Source organism: Siccibacter colletis, from assembly GCF_025914095.1.
Lineage (GTDB): Bacteria > Pseudomonadota > Gammaproteobacteria > Enterobacterales > Enterobacteriaceae > Siccibacter > Siccibacter colletis.
Genome location: NZ_CP074352.1, coordinates 2,741,967 through 2,760,874, shown reverse-complemented (window position 1 = coordinate 2,760,874; position 18,908 = coordinate 2,741,967). Strand labels below are relative to the sequence as shown.

16 protein-coding genes are annotated in these 18,908 nt (G+C 58.2%); 5 read left to right on the top strand and 11 right to left on the bottom strand.

Going from position 1 to position 18,908, the window contains the following annotated elements:
• Positions 1-73: 73 nt before the first annotated feature.
• Positions 74-1,834: a DEAD/DEAH box helicase gene (locus KFZ77_RS13315; RefSeq protein WP_264384474.1), complete on the bottom strand. Its 1,761-nt coding sequence runs from the start codon at positions 1,832-1,834 to the stop codon at positions 74-76.
• A gap of 179 nt (positions 1,835-2,013) precedes the next feature.
• On the opposite strand from KFZ77_RS13315, the gene rsuA reads away from it, so the two are divergent.
• The 3 genes from rsuA to KFZ77_RS13300 all read left to right on the top strand — a co-directional run bounded on the left by rsuA (position 2,014) and on the right by KFZ77_RS13300 (position 4,611).
• On the top strand, positions 2,014-2,721 hold the full coding sequence (gene rsuA / locus KFZ77_RS13310) for a 16S rRNA pseudouridine(516) synthase RsuA (protein WP_264384473.1): 708 nt from the start codon (positions 2,014-2,016) through the stop codon (positions 2,719-2,721).
• A 14-nt stretch (positions 2,722-2,735) separates the two neighbouring features.
• Entirely contained in the window at positions 2,736-3,929 is a 1,194-nt protein-coding gene (locus KFZ77_RS13305; protein ID WP_264384472.1) for a Bcr/CflA family multidrug efflux MFS transporter, read from the top strand.
• A gap of 337 nt (positions 3,930-4,266) precedes the next feature.
• Positions 4,267-4,611 (top strand): YejG family protein, encoded by a 345-nt coding sequence (locus KFZ77_RS13300; RefSeq protein WP_031520666.1) that lies wholly within the window; start codon positions 4,267-4,269, stop codon positions 4,609-4,611.
• A 1-nt stretch (position 4,612) separates the two neighbouring features.
• On the opposite strand, the gene yejF is transcribed toward KFZ77_RS13300, so the two are convergent.
• The 9 genes from yejF to KFZ77_RS13255 all read right to left on the bottom strand — a co-directional run bounded on the left by yejF (position 4,613) and on the right by KFZ77_RS13255 (position 16,294).
• Positions 4,613-6,202 (bottom strand): microcin C ABC transporter ATP-binding protein YejF, encoded by a 1,590-nt coding sequence (yejF, locus tag KFZ77_RS13295; RefSeq protein WP_264384471.1) that lies wholly within the window; start codon positions 6,200-6,202, stop codon positions 4,613-4,615.
• Between the two features lies 1 nt (position 6,203).
• Complete coding sequence (locus tag KFZ77_RS13290; RefSeq protein ID WP_264384470.1) at positions 6,204-7,229, bottom strand: microcin C ABC transporter permease; 1,026 nt, start codon at positions 7,227-7,229, stop codon at positions 6,204-6,206.
• On the bottom strand, positions 7,226-8,323 hold the full coding sequence (locus tag KFZ77_RS13285; protein ID WP_264384469.1) for a microcin C ABC transporter permease YejB: 1,098 nt from the start codon (positions 8,321-8,323) through the stop codon (positions 7,226-7,228). Before KFZ77_RS13285 ends, KFZ77_RS13290 begins: the two co-directional genes overlap by 4 nt.
• Positions 8,324-8,332: 9 nt before the next feature.
• Entirely contained in the window at positions 8,333-10,138 is a 1,806-nt protein-coding gene (locus KFZ77_RS13280; RefSeq protein WP_264384468.1) for an extracellular solute-binding protein, read from the bottom strand.
• Between the two features lie 96 nt (positions 10,139-10,234).
• The gene (locus KFZ77_RS13275) at positions 10,235-11,791 is read right to left on the bottom strand and encodes a cyclic di-GMP phosphodiesterase (RefSeq protein ID WP_031520674.1); all 1,557 of its coding nucleotides are present in this window, start codon (positions 11,789-11,791) and stop codon (positions 10,235-10,237) included.
• 184 nt (positions 11,792-11,975) lie between these two features.
• Positions 11,976-12,545: a bifunctional murein DD-endopeptidase/murein LD-carboxypeptidase gene (gene mepS, locus KFZ77_RS13270; RefSeq protein ID WP_031520676.1), complete on the bottom strand. Its 570-nt coding sequence runs from the start codon at positions 12,543-12,545 to the stop codon at positions 11,976-11,978.
• Positions 12,546-12,955: 410 nt separating this feature from the next.
• Entirely contained in the window at positions 12,956-13,675 is a 720-nt protein-coding gene (locus KFZ77_RS13265) for a phosphatase PAP2 family protein (RefSeq protein ID WP_031520678.1), read from the bottom strand.
• Positions 13,676-13,708: 33 nt separating this feature from the next.
• Positions 13,709-14,695 carry a CobW family GTP-binding protein gene (locus tag KFZ77_RS13260; protein ID WP_264384467.1) on the bottom strand — a complete coding sequence of 329 codons (987 nt, stop codon included), beginning with the start codon at positions 14,693-14,695 and terminating at the stop codon, positions 13,709-13,711.
• A 132-nt stretch (positions 14,696-14,827) separates the two neighbouring features.
• A complete protein-coding gene (locus KFZ77_RS13255) occupies positions 14,828-16,294 on the bottom strand; it encodes a mannitol dehydrogenase family protein (protein WP_264384466.1) in 1,467 nt (488 codons plus the stop codon).
• A 205-nt stretch (positions 16,295-16,499) separates the two neighbouring features.
• Here KFZ77_RS13255 and uxuA point away from each other — a divergent pair, with 205 nt between their 5' ends.
• Positions 16,500-17,690: a mannonate dehydratase gene (gene uxuA / locus KFZ77_RS13250; RefSeq protein ID WP_264384465.1), complete on the top strand. Its 1,191-nt coding sequence runs from the start codon at positions 16,500-16,502 to the stop codon at positions 17,688-17,690.
• Between the two features lie 46 nt (positions 17,691-17,736).
• Here the strand turns inward: uxuA and yeiP are convergent, their stop codons facing one another.
• Positions 17,737-18,309, bottom strand: a complete 573-nt coding sequence (yeiP, locus tag KFZ77_RS13245) for an elongation factor P-like protein YeiP (protein ID WP_031520686.1) — start codon at positions 18,307-18,309, stop codon at positions 17,737-17,739.
• A 161-nt stretch (positions 18,310-18,470) separates the two neighbouring features.
• On the opposite strand from yeiP, the gene KFZ77_RS13240 reads away from it, so the two are divergent.
• A complete protein-coding gene (locus KFZ77_RS13240; RefSeq protein WP_031520688.1) occupies positions 18,471-18,725 on the top strand; it encodes a YkgJ family cysteine cluster protein in 255 nt (84 codons plus the stop codon).
• Positions 18,726-18,908: the final 183 nt, after the last annotated feature.

Below are 18,908 nucleotides of genomic sequence, written 5' to 3'. Positions count from 1 at the left end.
TTGTTCTGCTTTGCGGATGCAAAAGCGGGCGGCATTATAGCTTTGTTTTCAGGCAGCAGCAACGAAAACAGCCTCAGCCGCGCAATTCATTGGCGCGCCGGAAACGCCCCCGGTAGTCGAACACCTTCTCGCGTACCTGCCAGTAGTGACCTTTTTTACGCGCGACCACAAAGTCGGGATGGCGCAGCAAGGCCTGCTGCCGCTGAATGTCCGCGGCGGTTTTCCACGCCAGCGGTACACCGGGCGTGCGGGTATGCGGGCGGATAAACAGCTGCTCAAAGGCGGTGCGCTGTGCCGGGGTGGTCAACCGGAAGCGTTCGCTGACGTCGGCACCCTCTTCATCATAATAGGTGACGTTCAGCCACTCGCCCTTATCGTCGGCGCCGCTCGCCAGCGCCATACCGCCGCAGCGCAGCACCAGCGCGTCTTTCAGTTTCAGCGCGGCTTTCAACATATCGTCAGGGTCAACCAGCACCTGGTCGCACTCGCGGCAGCGGCGGGCCGCAATGTCGTTTTCCGCATTGCAGTTCGGGCAGTTCTTAAAGCGGAAGCGGTAGTCGCACTGCTCGCGCGTGCCGTCGTCATCCTCAAACCAGCCCTGGCAGCGGCGTCCAAAGTGTTCGAGCAGCGTGCCGTCCGCGGTGGTCTTTCCCCAAAAGGTGTTGGCGAAGCCGCAGGCCGGGCAGAACACCTGCACCGGGACGTTATCGCTTTTCCCTTTCGGGCTGCCCACTTCCGGGGTGTAGAGATCGTGCGGGTTACCGGCGTAGTCGAGGATCAGACAGTCGGTTTTGCCCGGCGCGAGGCGCAGGCCGCGTCCGACGATCTGCTGGTACAGGCTGACCGATTCGGTAGGGCGCAGAATTGCGATCAGGTCGACGTGCGGTGCGTCAAACCCGGTGGTCAGCACCGACACGTTCACCAGATAGCGATAGCGTTGGGCTTTGAATGCTTCAACCAGCTCATCGCGTACCGGCCCGGGCGTATCGCCGGTGATCAGCGCGGCTTCATCGGTTGGCAGCAGGCCGGTGATTTCCCGCGCGTGCTCCACGGTGGCGGCAAAAATCATCACCCCTTTGCGCGCCTGAGCGAACTCCATAATCTGGCTGATGATATGGGGCGTGATGCGCTTCTGGTTTTTCAGTTCGCGGTTTAGGTCTGCCTCGCTGAACAGTCCGTTGGACTGGGCCGTCAGACGGCTGAAATCATACTGCACCACCGGCATATCAAGGCGCTCCGGCGGCGTCAGATAGCCGTGCTTAATCATATAGCGCAGCGGCAGCTCGTAGATGCAGTCCCGGAACAGCGCTTTCGCATCGCCGCGCACCATGCCGTGGTAGTGGAACTGATAGATCCAGCCTTTGCCGAGGCGGTAGGGCGTCGCGGTCAGCCCCAGCAGGCGCAGCTGCGGATTGGCCTTGCGCAGATGGGCAAGGATCTGCTGGTACTGGCTGTCGTCGTCATCGCTGATGCGGTGGCACTCATCGACGATCAGCAGGGAGAACGCGCCCTGAAAATGGTCGGGGTTACGCGCCACCGACTGCACGCTGCCGAACACCACTTTGCCCTGGCTCTCTTTACGCGACAGGCCAGCGGCGTAGATGTCTGCTTCCAGTCCCAGCGCCTGGTATTTGGCGTGGTTTTGCGCCACCAGCTCTTTGACGTGCGCCAGCACCAGCACGCGCCCGCGTGCGACCCGGGCCAGCTCGGCGATAACCAGACTTTTTCCCGCCCCGGTGGGCAGAACAATAACCGCAGGCGTCTGATGTTGACGGAAGTAGCGCAGGGTGGCGTCCACCGCGTCGCGCTGATAGGGGCGAAGAGTAAAAGACATCTCAAACCGTAATAATGATCACACCGTGCCATTATGGCATGAAAAGCCAGGGAAATATGGCTTTTGCCTTGTGAGCAATCCCAGTCTCGTTATACTGGACGCGTTACTCCTTATACCTTCTTCTTTTCAGCGTTTTGCCCCTCCGACACAGCGAAACGCGCAACAGGCAATCAGATTTAATGCGACTCGATAAGTTTATTTCTCAACAGCTCGAAATCAGCCGCGCACTGGCCGCGCGTGAAATCCGCGCCAGCCGCGTCACCGTAGACGGCGACATCGTCAGAGACAGCGCCTTCAAAATTCTGCCCGAGCACGAGGTGGCCTACGAGGGCAATACGCTGGCACAGCAGCGCGGCCCGCGCTATTTCATGCTCAACAAGCCAGAAGGCTACGTCTGCTCCACCGACGATCCAGATCATCCGACCATCCTCTATTTCATTGAGGAGCCGATGGCGTACAAGCTGCATGCCGCAGGGCGTCTGGATATCGATACCACCGGCCTGGTGCTGCTTACCGATGATGGCCAGTGGTCGCACCGCATTACTTCTCCGCGCCACCACTGTGAGAAAACCTATCTGGTGACCCTGGATGCGCCGCTGAGCGACGAAACCGTGGCGCAGTTCGCGGCAGGTATTCAGCTGCACAATGAAAAAGATCTCACTAAGCCAGCGACGCTTGAGATCATCACCCCGACCGAAGCGCGGGTAACCATCAGCGAAGGGCGCTACCACCAGGTGAAACGCATGTTCGCGGCGGTGGGTAACCACGTCGTCGGGCTGCACCGCGAGCGTATCGGTGAGGTGGTGCTCGACCCGGAACTGGAACCCGGTGAATACCGCCCGCTGACCGACGAAGAGATTGCTCTCGCCATTACGCCTACACGTTAATTCAGGAGAACACTGTGACATCCAGGCAGAATTCATCGCTGGGGATTGTATTTATTCTTGGCCTGCTGGCCATGCTGATGCCGCTGTCGATCGACATGTATCTTCCGGCGCTGCCGGTTATTGCCAACGAGTACGGCGTACCGGCGGGCAGCGCGCAGATGACCCTCAGCACCTATATCCTGGGCTTTGCAGTGGGACAGCTGTTTTACGGTCCGATGGCCGACAGCTTTGGCCGCAAGCCGGTGGTGCTGGGCGGCACGCTGGTGTTTGCTTTTGCCGCGATGGCCTGCGCGCTTTCCAGCACCATTGACCAGCTGATCGCCATGCGCTTCGTGCACGGTCTGGCGGCAGCGGCGGCGAGCGTGGTGATCAACGCCCTGATGCGCGATATCTACCCGAAAGAGGAGTTCTCGCGCATGATGTCGTTCGTCATGCTGGTCACTACCGTTGCGCCGCTGGTGGCGCCGATGGTCGGGGGCGCAGTGCTGGTGTGGTTTACCTGGCACTATATCTTCTGGATCCTCGCGGTGATGGCGCTGCTGGCCTGCGGCATGATCTACTTCCTGATCCACGAAACCCTGCCGGTGGAGAAGCGTCAGAAGTTTCACCTGCGCACCACGGTGGGTAACTTCGCCGTGCTGTTCCGCCACAAGCGCGTGCTGAGCTACATGCTGGCGAGCGGCTTCAGCTTTGCGGCGATGTTCTCGTTCCTCAGCGCCGGGCCGTTTGTTTACATCGAGCTGAATCACGTTTCGCCCCAGCACTTCGGCTATTACTTTGCGCTGAATATCGTGTTCCTGTTCATCATGACCATCATCAACAGCCGCTTCGTGCGCCGCGTCGGGGCGCTGAACATGTTTCGCACCGGGCTGTGGATACAGTTTGTGATGGCGATATGGATGGTGGTAACGGCACTGCTGGACGTCGGATTCTGGACGCTGGTGCTGGGTATCGCGGTGTTTGTCGGCTGTATCTCAATGGTGGCGTCCAATGCCATGGCGGTCATTCTTGACGAGTTTCCGCATATGGCCGGAACCGCGTCGTCCCTGGCAGGCACCTTCCGCTTCGGCATCGGGGCGATTACCGGCGCGCTGCTGTCGCTGGCAACCTTTACCACCGCCTGGCCGATGCTGCTCTCCATTGCCATCTGCGCCAGCTGCTCGATCTTCTTCTACCTGTACGCCAGTCGGCCGAAGCGCACAGCCTGAAGCAACAGCCTGTCGATTTCAGGGGACCAGCGGTCCCCTTTTTGCTGCCGGTGATGATAGCGAATCGATTAATTTGTTTCCTGAATGTAAAAGCGCTGGCAGTAAAAAGTCATAAATTTGTAGGTGAAAAAGGTTGAGTTAGCGCTCAGAACGCGTTACATATAGCGCGAAAATGCGTGCCAGAGCACAAAAATAAAACCCTGATAGTGAAAGGGTAACGCGAAATGTGCTGTGGCTGGTGAGCAAAAATGTTGCGAATGTTGAACATTAATGCAACATTGTATTAACTTTGCCGCGCGCATGATGAGCTGTTTTTATGATATCCGGGGACACCATTTTGAATACGTTACAACTCTCCATCGTCCATCGCTTGCCGCAGAGCTTTCGTTGGCTGGCGGGTTCCGCAGGCACTAAAGTCGAACCGATTCCGCAAAACGGCCAGGCCGGCGATAACAGCCTTATCGCGCTGAAACTGCTGAGCGCCGACGGCGAAAATGCCTGGGTGGTGATGCAGAAGCTGAGCCAGGCGCTGAGCGATATCGCCGTAGAGTGTTCGGTGCTGGAGTGCGAGGGCGAACCCTGCCTGTTCGTCAAACGCCAGGACGAATTCGCCGCAACCGGGCGGTTAAAAAACTTTGGCGTGGCAATCGCCGAAAGCTTCTCTGCCAACAACCCTGTCTGATCTAGCGCAGCGCGAGCAGCTCTCGCGTGTACTCCGCGCCCGGCGAGGTGAAGATCTCGTCGCATTTCCCCTGTTCAACTACCTCGCCCTGGCGCAGCACTGCGACCTGATGGCACAGCGAACGTACGACCTGTAAATCATGGCTGATAAAGATATACGCCAGGCCGTGACGCGCCTGCAGCGCTTTCAGTAAGGTAAGGATCTGGGCCTGCACCGAGCGATCGAGCGATGATGTCGGCTCATCCAGAATGATCAGTTCCGGTTTGAGGATCAGGGCGCGCGCAATGGCGATGCGCTGACGCTGGCCGCCGGAAAACTCCGCCGGGTAACGATGGCGCGTCTCGGGATCAAGCCCCACTTCCTGCATTACGCTGATCACGGCCGCCTCGCGAGCCGCCGCATCAAGCGACGGCTGATGCACGCGTAACCCTTCGGCAATAATCTGCTGCACGTCAAGCCGCGGGTTAAGCGACGAGTTCGGGTCCTGGAACACCACCTGGATGCGGTGGCGCAGCGGCAACAGCTGCTTGCGGTTCATCTGGTGCAGCGGCTGTCCGTCAAAAATGATGTCGCCCCCGGACTGGATGAGCCGCAGCAGCGCCAGCCCGGTCGTGCTTTTTCCGGAGCCGGACTCGCCCACCAGCCCGAGACTCTCTCCGGCGCGCAGGGTGATGTTGAGCTGCTTCAGCGCGTGATGATGTCCGACGGTGCGACGCAGTACACCTTTCCTGATCGCGAAGGCGACGCTAAGGTTGCGTACCTCCAGCAGCACGCGGGCGTCCGCTGCCAGCGGGACGGGCTCGCCATCCGGTTCCGCCGCCAGTAGCCGCCGGGTGTAGTCGTGCTGCGGGGCGTTGAACAGCGCCTGACGGGTATTACGCTCCACGCAGCGTCCGTTGTGCATCACCGCCACGTTATCGGCGATGCGGCGCACCAGCGTCAGGTTATGGGTGATAAACAGCAGCCCCATGTTCAGCTCCTGCTTCAGTTCCGCCAGCAGGGTAAGGATCTGCGCCTGGACCGAGACGTCCAGCGCGGTGGTTGGCTCGTCGGCAATCAGCAGGGCCGGACGCGTCAGCAGCGCCATGGCGATCATCACCCGCTGGCGCTCCCCGCCGGAAAGCTGATGCGGATAGTCGTTGAGCCGGGCGCGTGGCGTGCGAATGCCCACCCGATCGAGACAGGTAAGGATCTCGGCGCGGGCCGCTTCCCGGCGCATACCGCGATGCAGGGAGAGCACTTCACAGAGCTGCTTTTCCAGGGGGTGCAGCGGGTTGAGCGATACCATCGGCTCCTGAAAGATCATGGCAATCTGGTTACCGCGCACACCGCGCAGAGTGCGCTCCTCGGCGTCGAGCAGCGACTGGCCGCGAAAGCGAATGCTGCCCTGCGGATACGCTACCGGCGGGGAAGGCAGCAGCCGCAGCACCGACAGCGCGGTCACGCTTTTGCCGGAGCCGGATTCCCCCACCAGCGCCAGCGTCTCGCCAGCATCAACGCTGAGCGACAGGTCGTGCACCACCTGGCGCTCAACGCCGTTCTGGCGAAAGGCAATCGATAAATTTTCAATGGACAGCAGCGGAGCGCTCATATCAGGCAGCCTTACTCGGGTCGAAAGCGTCGCGCACGGCTTCGCCAATAAAGATCAACAGCGACAGCAGGATCGCCAGCGAGAAGAAGGCGGTAATACCCAGCCAGGGCGCCTGCAGATTGTTTTTGCCCTGCAGCAGCAGTTCACCCAGCGACGCTGAACCGGGCGGCAGGCCGAAACCCAGGAAATCGAGGGAGCTTAACAGCGCAATCGATCCGCACAGGATGAACGGCAGGAAGGTGAGGGTAGCCACCATCGCATTGGGCAGCATATGGCGAAAGATGATGCTGCGGTCGCTGACGCCGAGCGCCTGGGCGGCACGAATATAGTCGAAGTTACGGGTACGCAGAAACTCGGCGCGCACCACGCCCACGAGGCTCATCCAGCCGAACAGCACGGTTATAGCCAGCAGCCACCAGAAGCCCGGCTGCACCACGCTTGAAAGCAAAATAATCAGAAATAGCGTTGGCATCCCGGACCAGATCTCAATCAGGCGCTGGCCAAAGAGATCGATTTTTCCCCCGTAGTAGCCCTGAATCGCGCCCACCGTCACGCCAATAACGCTGGAGAGCAGAGTCAGCATCAGACCAAACAGGATCGAGATGCGCGTGCCATAGAGCGTGCGGGCCAGCACGTCGCCGCCGTTGGCGTCGGTACCGAGCCAGTTTTCGTGCGAAGGCGGAGAGGGAAACGGCTCGCGGCTGGCGAAATGAATGGAGCTGCCGCTGAAGTGCACCGGCGGCCACAGCGCCCAGCCGCGCTGGTCGAGCTGCTGGCGCAGCCACGGATCCTGATAATCAGCCGCGGTGGCGAAGGGGCCGCCGAAATCGCTTTCACTGTAGTTTTTTACCACCGGAAAATACCACTGGCCTTCATAGCGGGCGACCAGCGGCCTGTCGTTCGCCACCAGCTCGGCGCCGAGGCTGAGAATGAAAATGACAAGAAAGATCCACAGCGACCAGAAGCCGCGGCGGTTGCGGCGAAAGCGCGCCCAGCGCATCTGGTTTACCGGACTAAGTCTGCTCATCCGCGTCCCTCAAAATCAATGCGTGGGTCCACCAGGGTATAGGTGATGTCGCTCAGAATATTGAGCAGCAGCCCCACCAGCGTAAAGATATAGAGCGTACCGAACATTACCGGATAATCGCGCGACACCGTCGCTTCGTAACCCAGCAGACCGAGGCCGTTAAGAGAGAACACCACTTCAATCAACAGTGAACCGGTAAAGAACATGCTGATAAAGGTGGCCGGGAAACCCGCGATCACCAGCAGCATGGCGTTGCGAAACACGTGCTTCCAGAGGATCTGCCGCTCCGGCACGCCTTTTGCCCTGGCGGTAACTACGTACTGTTTGCGGATCTCATCCATAAACGAGTTTTTGGTCAGCATGGTGAGCGCGGCAAAGCCGCCGATCACCGTCGCCAGTACCGGCAGGGTGATATGCCAGAGGTAGTCGATGACTTTGCCATACCACGGCAGGGTGTCGAAGTTTGCCGACACCAGTCCGCGCAGCGGGAAGAAGTCGAAATAGCTGCCGCCGGCAAAAAAGACAATCATCAGCACCGCGAACAGAAATGGCGGGATGGCGTAGCCGATAATGATCGCCGCACTGCTCCAGACGTCGAAGCTGCTGCCGTTGTGCACTGCCTTGCGAATGCCGAGCGGGATTGATACCAGGTAGATAATTAACGTGCTCCACAGCCCCAGCGTAATGGAGACCGGCAGGCTCTCTTTTATCAGCTGCAGCACCGACGCGCTGCGGAACAGGCTGTCGCCAAAATCAAAGCGCACGTAGTTCCAGAGCATCTGGAAATAGCGCTCGTGCAGCGGCTTGTCGAAGCCGTAGCGATGGGTAATTTCGGCGATCACTTCCGGGTCGAGGCCGCGCGCACCGCGGTACTGGCTGTCGCCGGGAGCCGCTATGCCCGTGCGGGCGTGGGTGCTGCTCATGCCTTCGCCACCGCCGCCCGGCATCGTACTGCTGTCGCCAAATTGCAGGGCGGCGATGGCCTGATCCACCGGCCCGCCGGGGGCTATCTGCACGATGAAAAAGTTGATCGTGATGATTGCCCACAGCGTCGGGATCAGCAGCAGCAGGCGTCGAACAAGATAGGCTCCCACGTTCGCTCCTTAGCGCCGCGCTTCCGGCAGTTTTGCTGCCTTGTTGATGTCATACCACCAGTTGTCCAGACCCAGATCGTAGACCGGGCGCACCGCCGGGCGGGAGAATTTATCCCAGTAAGCGAAACGGTCAGAGGCCATGTACCACATCGGGATCATGTAATAATTCCACGTCAGGACCCGATCAAGCGCCCGCCCCAGCCTCAGCAGCGCCGCTTTGTCATCCTGACGGGCAATCACCTTTTCAATCAGCTGGTCAATAACCGGGTTGCTGACCCCGGGCGAGTTATAGGTGGAGTCGATATATTGCGACGCCCAGGAGAATTGCAGGTCAGACCCAGGAAACGGCATGGCGCGATAGAGCGTCGGGATCATGTCGTAGTCCCGGCTGCGCAGGCGGTTGGTGATCTGCGAGTTGTCCACCGGACGCAGGTCGAGGGTAATGCCGAGGCGCTCAAGATTATGCTGGAACGGGATCACCCACTGGTTATTACCTCCCGATGAGAGCAGCAGCTCAAAGCGAAACAGCTGACCGGTCTTCACATTCACCAGCTTCTGATTCTTGATCTCCCAGCCGGCGCTTTTCAGCAGCGCGGCGGCTTTGAGCAGGTTATCGCGGTTAAAGCCGTCGCCTTTTGACACCGGCGGCTGGTAGATCGCGGTGAACACCTCCGGTGGCAGGTCGGCTTTCATCGGTGCCAGCAGCGTCAGTTCGGCGGCGTCCGGGTAGCCGCGGGCGGCGTATTCCGTATTCTGGAAGTAGCTGTTGGCACGGCTGTATGCGCCGTAGAACAGCGCTTTGTTCATCCATTCGAAGTCGAAGGCCAGCGTAATCGCTTCGCGCACCCGGCGGTCGCTGAACAGAGGGCGCTGGATATTAAACGCCAGCCAGCGCGTGTCCTGGGCGGAGGTGTTGGGCTGCTCCTCTTTGGTGATATAGCCCTGTGCGAAGTTGCGCCCGATATAGCGTGTGGCCCAGTTTTTCGCGCTCGACTCGGTGCGGAAATCAAACGCACCGGCTTTAAAGGCCTCAAAGGCGACGTTATCGTCGAGATAGTAGTCGTAGCGCACGGTATCAAAATTCCAGCGGCCACGATTGACCGGCAGCGTTGCCGCCCAGTAATCCTTCACCCGGGAATAGGTGATGTACTGGCCCATGCGCCAGGCGCTGATTTTATACGGCCCGCTGGCAAGGGGCGGCGTTGGCAGCGGGTCGCTGAGCTTGCGGCTTTGCCAGTATTTCTCCGGCATGACCGGCAGGGTGAACAGGCTTAGCAGCTTCTCTTTCCCGGCCTCGCCCAGCGCAATGCGCACCGTCAGCGGGGCGATGGCTTTTACCGTGGTGCCTTTATAGAAGATACGAAACTGCGGCACGCCCTCGGTCATAAACTTCTGAAAGGTAAACGCCACGTCGCGGGCAGTGACTGGCGTGCCGTCGTGAAAGCGCGCCCGGGGGTTGATGGCGATCTCTGCCCAGGCGTAGTCGCTGGAATAGCGTGCTGATTCGGCAATCAGCGGGTAGTAACTGCCGGGTTCATCGTCAGAGGTGGTATAGAGCGAATCGTACAGCGCGCCGGTACGTTCCCCCGGGTTACCGCGCAGCGCAAAGCGGTTGAAGTTATCGAAGGTGCCGATTTTCGCCAGCGTAATACTGCCGCCTTTGGGCGCGGCCGGGTTGACGTAATCATAGTGGGTGAAGTCAACGGCATATTTCGGCTCGCCGATAACCGCAAATGCTTCGGCCTCTTCAATGGTGGCTGCCAGACCCGGGAGTGACACCAGGCTCATCAGCACTATCGCTATACGCGCAATCATGGCAGGGCAGTATCCTTATTAACCAGTGCGAATTCACGGGCGAGCGCCCGGCCTGCTGCATAATAAGTGACGGGGTATGGATTGTGAAACCCCATGCTACTCCTCAGGCAGTACGCGGTTGCGTTGCCAGATGACCAGCTCGCGCACCGTCAGCGGATAGCTGAACAGATAACCCTGCAGATAATTCACGCCGCGCGCGCGCAGCCATTTCGCCTGTTCCGGCGTTTCAACCCCTTCGGCGACGGTGGTCATATTGAGCTTATTGGCCAGGGTCAGTACCGCATCCAGCACCGGCGAGGTGACCGTTTCGGTGCCGATAGCGTTGATAAATCCGCGATCGATTTTCAGAAAATCGAGGGTAAATTTCTCAAGATAAATCAGCGCGCTGTGGCCGGTACCGAAATCATCAATCGCAATCTCAATGCCCTGCTGGTGGATCCAGTCGAACAGCGAGGCCGCTTCCGTCTCTTTAAGCATGTCGCGTTCGGTAATTTCAAATACCAGCTGGAAGTAGCCGTGGGGCAGGGAGGCGAGAAAGCGCAGCACGTCATCCTTAAAAGACGGAGCGTGCATATGGCCAGGGGCGATATTGACCCCGAGCTTCGCGCCGGGCGGCAGCACGGTTTGCAGTGTGGTGGCATCGGCGGCAATCAGCTTAAACAGATGGCGGGTCAGGGGAACAATCAGATCCTGCGCCTCCGCATAGCCAATAAAGGCATCCGGTGGGATCGCCCCGGCCTGAGGATGCTTCCAGCGCAGCAGCGCCTCCGCGCCGGTGACCCGCAGTTTTCCGGACTCAACCACCGGCTGCCACACCACGTAAAACTGGTTGCGCTTGATGCCGCTTAAAATCTCGCGCCCCGGCTGCAGGCGCATATTGAGTATGTAACCGCTGGCAAGCGTGGTCAGCACCCCGACAAACAAGCCGAGCAGCACTGAAATCTGAATATCATCCGTCGGCCAGAGATCGCCGTAGAGTGCAAACGAGACCGGGTAGCCGGGCAGCGGCCTCTCACCGATGCGGGTATCAGGCAGCTCACTGGCGGGGATCACGTTGGGCGAGAAGGTGGTGAGGGCTTTACCATTGACGATAAGCGCCACCCCGGCGATATCACGCTGGCGCGAGGTATAGAGCAGGTAGGGAGTCAGGTTGACGTTAAGGGTGGTAAAGACCCCGCGGCCCGCCAGCAGCGGATTGCGAAACCAGACGGCAATGGCCGGCTTGCCGGGCAGCATCGGCGTACCCTGCAGGAAGCTGATGTCGATATCTTTATTCTGATCGATATCCGGAACGAACTCATTCAGCGGCAGCGACATATCACCGGTTGCCGATGAGCAGTAGGCTATTTCATCTTTTACCAGCAGAAACGCGCGCACGTTAACATGAAACGCGGAGCGGGATGTCAGCTCGGCTGACACGTCGCGGCAGGTGGACGCCGTCAGAGGCTGAATATTATCGGCGGTGACTTTTAATTCGCGGAAATAGCTTTCGAGATAGACGCTGAGATCGTTTATCAGAACCTGGTAACGCTGTTCGCGTTTGGCATGCTGATAAAAGGCGTGAATGCCGGCGACCAGGAACGCAGCCAGCAGGCCATAGAGCAGGCTCAGGATGAGAATTTTTTTCGGGCTCGACAGGTAACGTGTGAGCATAGGTTAAGACATCCTCAGTCGCCTCCCCGCACGGATGGCAGGGACAGAGATAGCGCTTCGCAGACTATAGCCCACCTTAATCACCATCGTCATCGGATTATCGGTTGGCCCATAAAAAAACGCTGCCGAAGCAGCGTTTTAGCGTAGTCTCGTTGACATCAAGGGATTGAATGGCAACGCGGTATCAGGAGCGGCTGAGTACCCGGCGCGCTTCGTTATAGCGCTTTTTCCAGTACGGCTCGTTCATGCTGGAAATCATCACACCACTGCTGGTGGAAGCATGAACAAACTGGTTGTTGCCGATGTAGATCCCGACGTGACGGCCGGTAGAGCCTGCACGGAACAGAACCAGATCGCCAGTACGCAGGCTGGTGCGGGAGACGGATTTACCCATTTCCTGCTGCTCGTACGTGGAACGCGGTAATTCTAAGCCAAACTGTTCGCGGAAGGTGCGCTGTACGAAACCGGAGCAGTCGATGCCGCTTTTGGTGCTGCCACCCATGCGGTAACGAACGCCTTTCCAGCTGGCGTACTGATCCATAAGGCGGGTTTTAACATCCAGCGTACGGACCATCTCTTCAAATTCATCCTGAGAGGCTTGCAGTAGAAAACCATCTTTCTCGTTCACTGCATGCGTCTCAGAATGCATGTTATTGGCGGTGTTTGTTGAGCTACATGCTGAAAGCAGAACCGCGACTGCTATGGCGGGGATCGCCCGCAATACATATCTCAAAATCGGCTGAGATCTGACCATGTTATTTATTTTCCCTTGATGTCCTTAACGATAAAAATCGTTATAAAAATGCCAAACGTGACGAGACTAATTAGCGCCGCAATTGCAGACAAATACCTGAATGAGAAACTGTGGTTTAACGCACAAAAAAATTCAGACGTTTACCAAAACGTGCCAGAACGGCGAAACCCGAGTGAGACTACCCGATCGACATAGTCAATGCGAGAGTTTTTATGCGTTTTTTTATAAGAAAATGTGATGCAGGATGTGAATCGGTTATTTTGCCGCAGGCCAGGCATCACGCGGGCTGGCGTCTATCCCCTTATAAAAGCGTGACTTTACTGAAATCGACTGAAACATCGCCGTTTCGCTGACAAAAAAATCCCCCGTTACCGATGTGATAACGGGGGATTTTTGTTATGGAAGTTTATTTATTTGTTATCGATTTGTTTATATTTGCCGGGTAATCGATGATTAAGTTGATTAATAACCTTATCCGCCAGTGGGGTTAATAACACCCAGGGCAAACCGACTAACACCACCGATAAAGAACCGACGAAAATATCGCTAAACCAGTGGGCGCCAATCATCATTCGCGGCAATGCGAACACCACAAAAATAACCAGTGCCACAGCGAACGCTTTTTGACCAAAATAACGCCACATAAAGCAGGCAAAAATAAGCAGCATCATACCGTGATCCCCCGGGAACGAGTCGCGGGAGGCATCTTTGGTGGGGATTGCCGGCAGCAGATCGCGCACCCGCACCACATCATTAAAGCTCAGCGACGGGCTGGTGCGCTGCACCGGAATGACAGACTGCCCCAGCACGTTCAGCACCACCGCGGTCATCAGCATGGTCAGGCCGATCATCACCACGCGTCGGCGTCCCGGCTTGTCTGCCTGCCGCCAGAACCACAGCATCAACAGCCCCATGCAGAGCAGCGAACAGCCATCAAAAGCGCGATTGTTGGTAATCGCAACGAACCAGAGAAACGACTGGCTTTCGACGATTTTGTGGTTGAAAAAGTGGAACAGCCCGGTGTCGATCGGCCACCAGAAACCATGCTGTGCGGGCAGATACCAGGAGAAGAAAAGCAGGAAACCCGCTGCGTTAAGCAGCAGGATGAGAAGCAGGCGACATGTTTTCATTGTGATTCACTACGTCATTATTCAGCCGCAAACTTAGTCCGATGCGGTTAAACGAAGCTTCAACAAACTGGATTGCAGTGCATTCCAGTCGGCATCGCCGGACGTAATAAGTTCGATTCGACTGTCCGGCGGCGCCACGCTTTGGGTTTCAATATGAAAATCGTTGCCCTGCCGGTTAACCCGCACCAGCCCTTCGGGGATGCGCAGCACGCCTTTCACACGATCCACCGGGGCGAGACGCGCCCACTCCAGCACGCCGATAGTGTCGAACTGGGTTTCGCTGTCAAAGATCCAGCCGCAGGCCTGGTAACCCTGGCCCTGATTCAGGCTGCGTCGCCAGCGCTGATGGCCCGGCAGGCTCAGCGCGCCGAGGCCGCGTTCCATGCTGTGACCGTGCTGATGCGCCGCGCTGGTCGGCACCTCACGCGCGCCGTTGCGCGGCAGGTCCAGCAGGGCGCCATCAATTTCACCCCGGGAGGTAAAGCGTAGCTCGCGCCCGTCAAGATGGGTCTTGCACCAGGCGTCGAGTGCGGCCGTGCTGCTGGCATCGGCTTTATCTTCTTTATTAGCAATGATGATGTCGGCTGCGGTGAGCTGATCGCGGAAGTTATCGTTGCTGGTGTACTGTTCCTCCAGCAGCTGACGAGGGTCGAGCAGGCACAGGGTGGCACGCAGATCGATCCACGGCTCGTAAACCGCAGCGGTAAGCATATCGAGGATCTGTTTTGGATGGCCGAGCCCGGTAGGTTCGATCAGCAGGCGATCCGGCTTGCCCTGGCGCAGCAGGGTATTTAACCCCACCTGCATCGGTAAACCGTTAACGCAGCACATACAGCCACCGGGGATCTCTTTCAGCAATGCGCCGCTGTCGGCGAGCAGCGCCCCGTCAATGCCCACTTCGCCAAATTCGTTGACCAGCACGGCCCATTTTTCCGCCGGATCTTTGTTTGCCAGCAGATGCAGAATGGTGGTGGTTTTACCGCTACCCAGGAAACCGGTAATCAGGTTGGTCTTTGTCACAGTCACTCCAGAATTTGCTCATGCCACAGGCGTGGCGCGGGAAAATGCCGGAACATCCTGGCGAAAAACGCAAAGAAAGAGAAGGAAAAACACGAGCGCCGCGACGGACGCCCGTGGGGAAGGGCAGGGAACTCAGCCGACCAGGCGCGCAACGGCCTCCCGGGCGCCGACCTCGCAAAGGGTGTCCCACGCCTGTTGAACAGCGCTGACGAAGCGTGGATCGGCGGGCAGATCGCTGCCGAAGATAGCATTCAGTCGCAGCAGTGCCGCCGGGCGCCCGGCCTCGCTGCTGCCTGCAACCTGAGCGTCAATGGCTTCACGCAGCGGGTCGCGCACGTCGATGCTGTTCCCGCGCTCGTCGGTGCCGCTGACGTAGCGCATCCAGCCGGCAACCCCCAGCGCCAGCAGCGGCCACGGGCGTTCCTGTTTCAGATGCCAGCGAATGCCCTCCAGCATGCGCTGGGGCAGCTTCTGACTGCCGTCCATCGCGATCTGCCAGGTGCGGTGCTTCAGCGCCGGATTAGCAAAGCGGTCGATCAGGCTGTCGGCATAGCCGGCCAGATCGACATCGGTGATGCGCAGCGTCGGCGCCTGTTCCTCCAGCATCAGCTGGCGTGCGGCGCGTTTAAAATGCGGGTCGGCCATGCAGTCGCTGATGTGCTCATACCCGGCAAGGTAACCCAGATATGCCAGGAACGAGTGGCTGCCGTTGAGCATACGCAGCTTCATCTCTTCCCAGGGCAGCACGTCGGAGACCAGCTGTACGCCCACCTTTTCCCAGTCCGGGCGGCCCGCAACAAAATTATCTTCCACCACCCACTGGATAAAGGGTTCGCAGCTGATGGCAACCGGATCGTCCACGCCGCCCAGCGCGGTGGCGATCTCAGCGAGGGAGTCCGGCGTGGCGGCGGGCACAATGCGATCCACCATGGTCCCCGGGAAGGTAACTTGAACAGCGATCCAGCGCGCCAGCTCCGGATCGCGCTTCTCTGCCATCCCCAGTACCGCGTTTTTCACCACGTGGCCGTTATCCGGAATGTTATCGCACGAGAGCACGGTAAACGGTGCCAGCCCACGGCTGCGGCGACGGTAAAGCGCTTCTACCAGAATGCCGGGTGCGGATTGCGGCGCGGTCGGGTTTTCCAGATCGTGGACGATGCGGGTATTGGTCACATCGAGGCGGCCGGTTGCCGGGTCGATGCAGTAGCCTTTTTCGGTAATGGTCAGGGAGACAATCGCCACCTGCGGCGCGCAAAATGCCTCGATCACCGCTTCCAGTCCGTCGAGGGTGGCGCTGCGGCAGTCGTTTACCGCGCCGATGATCGTTGCCTGGTTACCTTCAGCACCTTTTTCCAGCACGGTATAGAGATGATCCTGAGCGCGCAGGGCGGTCATCAGTTGTTCGCCGCTGAACAGGCTGATCTCACAGATGCCCCAGTCGCCGCCCTGCAGGTTCAGCACCCGGTCCGTCAGCAGCGCCTGGTGTGCGCGATGAAAGGCACCAAAGCCGAAGTGGACGATACGGTTTTGTAACGCGCTGCGGTCGTACTGCGGCTGGCGAACCGATTCGGGAAGCGGAGCGGAGGCAATTGTATTCATTTAGTTCATACCTGCTTAACCATTGATTAACAAAGCGCAGTGTAAAGTTATATGACAGCAAATTGAATTGGTAAGCCGTAAATAAGATCAGAATGTGAGGTGGATCAATCAATGCTGCCGGGAAATTTGACCGTTAACCGAAAGCATGTATGGTAGTCGTCATTCACATTTCAAAAATTGGTATAACAACTTATCGAGGTGAAGCATGGAACAAACCTGGCGTTGGTATGGCCCCAAGGATCCGGTCTCGCTGGATGATGTGCGTCAGGCAGGCGCGACCGGGGTAGTGACTGCCCTGCATCATATTCCCAACGGTGAAGTCTGGCCGGTGGAGGAGATCAAAGCGCGTCAGGCGCTGCTGGCCGAGAAAGGGTTAACCTGGTCCGTGGTTGAGAGTATCCCGGTGCATGAGGAGATTAAAACCCACACCGGTAACGTCGATAAGCATATTGCTAACTACCAGCAGAGCATTCGCAACCTCGCGGCCTGCGGCATCGATACCGTGTGCTACAACTTCATGCCAATCCTCGACTGGACGCGTACCGACCTTGAATATCAGCTGCCGGACGGCTCTAAGGCGTTGCGCTTTGACCAGGCGGCGTTTGCTGCGTTTGAGCTGCACATTCTGAAGCGCCCGGGTGCGGAGGCGGATTACAGCAAAGCGGAGCAGCACGACGCCCAGGTATGGTTTAACCAGGCGAGTGAGGCCGATCGCGAGAAGCTGGTGGCTAATATCATCGCCGGTCTGCCGGGGGCTGAAGAAGGCTATACCCTGGACCAGTTCCGCGCCCGCCTGAATGAATATGCCGGCATTGATAAAGCGGCACTGCGCGAAAACATGGCGTATTTCCTGCGTGCCATTGTGCCGGTGGCAGAAGAATCTGGCGTGCGGCTGGCGGTACACCCGGACGATCCGCCGCGCCCGATCCTCGGCCTGCCGCGCATCGTCTCGACCATTGAGGATATGCAGTGGCTGAAAGAGACCGTGGACAGCATTCACAACGGTTTCACCATGTGTACCGGCTCCTACGGCGTACGCGCGGATAACGATCTGGTGAAGATGGTGGAAACCTTTGGTGACCGCATCCACTTTACCCACCTGCGTTCAACCTGCCGGGAAGCGAACCCGAAAACTTTCCATGAAGCGGCGCATCTTGGCGGCGATGTGGATATGGTGGCGGTGGTAGCGGCGATCCTGAAAGAGGAGCTGCGCCGTAAAAACGCCGGCGATCGGCGTCCCATCCCGTTCCGCCCGGACCACGGGCATCAGATGCTGGACGACCTGCGTAAGAAAACCAACCCAGGCTACTCGGCGATTGGTCGTCTGAAGGGGCTGGCGGAAGTGCGCGGTGTGGAGCTGGCGCTGAAAAAGACGCTGTTCCCGGAATTGCTGTAAAGTTGCTGAACGAAAAAAAGGGACAGCCCAGGCTGTCCCTTTTTTATCAGTCGGCGCGGCCCATGTAGCGCTTTTCTGCGATATGAATGCGGATCTTCTCCCCGCTGACCAGATATTCCGGCACCTGAATTACCAGGCCGGTAGAGAGCGTGGCCGGCTTGGTACGCGAGCTGGCAGAAGCCCCCTTGATACCCGGTGCGGTCTCAACGATCTCCAGATCCACGGTCTGCGGCAACTCCAGCGCCAGCAGCTGGCCGTCCCAGGTCAGCACCTGGATACCCGGCATACCGCCTTCCGGAATGAACTGCAGCTCTTCTTCAATCTGCTCTTTATTGAAGGTGAACGGCGTGTAGTCTTCGTTATCCATAAACACGTATTCGTTGCCGTCCACGTAGGAGAAGGTCACCTGGCGACGCGACAGGCTGATGGTGTCGAGAATATCGTCACCCTTAAAGCGTTCTTCCACCTTCAGACCGGTGCGCACGTCGGAGAAACGCATTTTGTACAGCGTCGCCGCCCCGCGGGCGCTCGGTGCCTGAATATCAATATCTTTTACCAGCAGCAGTTTGCCGTTGTAATTGATAGCCATACCTTTTTTAACTTCATTCGCTCTTGGCATAAAAACATCCCTTAAAGTGGCAAAAAATATCGCGTCAAGGTACTCGCGGCGTCAGGCGCAGGCAAGCGGAATTGATGGCTTTTGCGTTGCAGCAGTAAACAGGGTAGTGTGCGCAGCATTATTCGCCCGCGCTATGCGTAAATAAACCGATGAGGACTCGAATGGACTGCCGCTCAGACTGTGGTGCCTGCTGCACCGCCCCGTCCATTTCCAGTCCGATCCCCGGTATGCCGAACGGCAAGCCTGCCAACACCCCCTGCGTTCAGCTTGACCAGCACCAGCGCTGTAAAATCTTCGGCTCCCCGCTGCGCCCGAAGGTCTGCGCCGGGCTTCAGCCTGCCGCAGAAATGTGCGGGCGCACCCGCCAACAGGCGATGGAGTACCTGATTCACCTCGAAGCGCTGACCGCCCCATAACGCCCTCATTAATAGATGCTGTAACCCCGCTGAACATAAGCTGAATTTTTTTATCAACCGCCTCGCTCAACTTCAGCTAATTCGTCAACTAAAATCAGATTTGTGCGGCATATCTAAATTTTGTCACGCTATTCACGACTTTGCTTGCCAGCTTTACTGGATATCATGAAACTCCTTGAAACG

Excerpts from the sequence above, each read along its gene's own strand:
- KFZ77_RS13315 (WP_264384474.1), bottom strand. The coding sequence starts at position 1,834 with ATGTCTTTTACTCTTCGCCCCTATCAGCGCGACGCGGTGGACGCCACC.
- rsuA (WP_264384473.1), top strand. The coding sequence starts at position 2,014 with ATGCGACTCGATAAGTTTATTTCTCAACAGCTCGAAATCAGCCGCGCA.
- yejF (WP_264384471.1), bottom strand. The coding sequence starts at position 6,202 with ATGAGCGCTCCGCTGCTGTCCATTGAAAATTTATCGATTGCCTTTCGC.
- KFZ77_RS13290 (WP_264384470.1), bottom strand. The coding sequence starts at position 7,229 with ATGAGCAGACTTAGTCCGGTAAACCAGATGCGCTGGGCGCGCTTTCGC.
- KFZ77_RS13280 (WP_264384468.1), bottom strand. The coding sequence starts at position 10,138 with ATGATTGCGCGTATAGCGATAGTGCTGATGAGCCTGGTGTCACTCCCG.
- KFZ77_RS13275 (WP_031520674.1), bottom strand. The coding sequence starts at position 11,791 with ATGCTCACACGTTACCTGTCGAGCCCGAAAAAAATTCTCATCCTGAGC.
- mepS (WP_031520676.1), bottom strand. The coding sequence starts at position 12,545 with ATGGTCAGATCTCAGCCGATTTTGAGATATGTATTGCGGGCGATCCCC.
- KFZ77_RS13265 (WP_031520678.1), bottom strand. The coding sequence starts at position 13,675 with ATGAAAACATGTCGCCTGCTTCTCATCCTGCTGCTTAACGCAGCGGGT.
- KFZ77_RS13255 (WP_264384466.1), bottom strand. The coding sequence starts at position 16,294 with ATGAATACAATTGCCTCCGCTCCGCTTCCCGAATCGGTTCGCCAGCCG.
- uxuA (WP_264384465.1), top strand. The coding sequence starts at position 16,500 with ATGGAACAAACCTGGCGTTGGTATGGCCCCAAGGATCCGGTCTCGCTG.
- yeiP (WP_031520686.1), bottom strand. The coding sequence starts at position 18,309 with ATGCCAAGAGCGAATGAAGTTAAAAAAGGTATGGCTATCAATTACAAC.
- KFZ77_RS13240 (WP_031520688.1), top strand. The coding sequence starts at position 18,471 with ATGGACTGCCGCTCAGACTGTGGTGCCTGCTGCACCGCCCCGTCCATT.